Annotated in this window: 2 protein-coding genes; both read right to left on the bottom strand. The window is 67.2% G+C overall.

Features of this window, described 5'->3' with window-relative positions:
* Window positions 1-514 (bottom strand): dihydroxy-acid dehydratase domain-containing protein (locus tag EQG76_RS00370; RefSeq protein WP_200840447.1); only part of this gene is annotated, 514 nt, incomplete at its 3' end.
* Between the two features lie 484 nt (window positions 515-998).
* Window positions 999-1717, bottom strand: a 719-nt coding sequence (locus EQG76_RS00365; RefSeq protein WP_159709579.1) for an ABC transporter substrate-binding protein, incomplete at its 5' end; no start/stop codon positions are given.

Raw genomic sequence — 1717 nt, 5'->3', positions numbered from 1 at the left:
TCCAGACATCTGAGCCAGAGCCCAGTTGCCGCCCACCCCAGTTGCCGCGCAGCATCGGCCCCGCCGGCAGGAAGATCGCGGGCAGGTCCATGGAAATGGCGCCCATGAGCAGGGCGGGCGTGGTCTTGTCGCAGCCGCCCATCAGCACCACGCCGTCGATCGGGTGCGAACGCAGGAGCTCCTCGGTCTCCATCGCCAGGAAGTTGCGATACATCATGGTCGACGGCTTCACGAACGGCTCGGACAGCGAGATCGCCGGCAGCTCCAGGGGATAGCCTCCCGCCTGCCAGATCCCGCGCTTCACGTCCTGCACCCGCTCTTTGAAATGGAAGTGGCAGGGATTGATGTCCGACCAGGTGTTCACGATCGCGATCACCGGCTTGCCGGCATAGTCGACCGCGTCGCGACCCATCTGCTTGACCCGCGAGCGATGGCCGAAGGAGCGCAGGTCCTGCACGCCGAACCAGCGGTGCGAGCGCAGCTCGTCCGGCTTCTTCCTGGGCTTTCTCGACACGTTCCAACCTCCCCGACGCGTGGGCGGGAAGCTGGAACCAGCGGGCGGCCGCGTCAATGCAGGGGGGACCGGCGGTCATCGCCTCCAGCACCTCGCCGTTGGCCATGTCGGGCGGCTGGCCGTCATACAGGTCGACCAGATTGCCCCTGATTCAGTAGGGCGCCCGTTCATGGCCGCCTCGGCGGCCTCCCGGCTCTCGAACAGGGTGATGGAGCCCCCGCCGCGCTCGTCGCGAAAGGCGTGCTAGCCGGCAAAGCCGGGCGCCTCCTTCAGGGTCGGAGCCATGCCAGCCATCGCCCGCCACGCCACTTGGTCCACGTCCTTCATGGTCTGGAACCTGCGGATGATCACATACATGGCGTTACTTCCCCGACAGGGCAGAAAGAGCCCGCCTGCCAGTGTGGCACAGTGCATGGCGATCTAGGCAGCGGTCCTGGCGACGGGGGACCCGTGGCTTGGTCGGAAGCGGCGGGGCCGCGAATGATCAGCCGCCGAGCTTGCGCGCGCTGGGTTCCGGCAGGAACCGGTCGGTCCAGACCATGTCCACGGTCGGCTTCTGCTCGAGGGACAGGGCACCCGCCAACTGGTCGATCGAGCGGGCCAGCCTCTCGGGGTCGACATCGCCGAAGCCGGCGTCCCAGACTCGCGTGGTCAGGATGTTGACCGCAAGCGCCAGGGTCAGCCGCTGCTTTTCCCGTTCGGCGTCGATCTGGGGATGGCGCGCGTGCACCATCTCGATGGCTCCATAGGGGTCCGCCATTAGGTCGTGCATGGCCCGCGTGACCGCGCGGTTGAACGCGGCCACCGCACCCGGATGCTCGGCGATGAAGTGATCCGAGGCGATTACCGCGTTGCCGTAGAAGTCCAGCCCGTGATCCTTGTAGAGCATCACCACCACGCTGCGCGGGTCGACGCCCATGCTCGCCAGCTTCAGCATGACCGAGAAATAGTAGCCCGAGATCACGTCGACCTCGCCCTGCAGCAGCATGGCCTCGCGCCGACCGGCGCCGATGTCGATGCGCGTCACGCTGGCGGGATCGACGCCCTCGTGCGTGGCGAAGGCCGGAAACAGCCGAAAGGAGGCGTCGGTGGCCGGACCGCCCAGCGTCCTGCCGGCCAGGTCCGCGGGCGTCCTGATCCCGCTGGACTGCAGTGCGTAGATCCCGAGCGGCGAGGCATCGTAGATCATCATCACCGCTTTGA

This window comes from Geminicoccus flavidas, from assembly GCF_009806515.1.
GTDB classification, from domain to species: Bacteria; Pseudomonadota; Alphaproteobacteria; order Geminicoccales; family Geminicoccaceae; genus Geminicoccus; species Geminicoccus flavidus.
The sequence above is the reverse complement of the archived record's forward strand: the minus strand, read 5'-3'. Positions and strand labels throughout refer to the sequence as shown.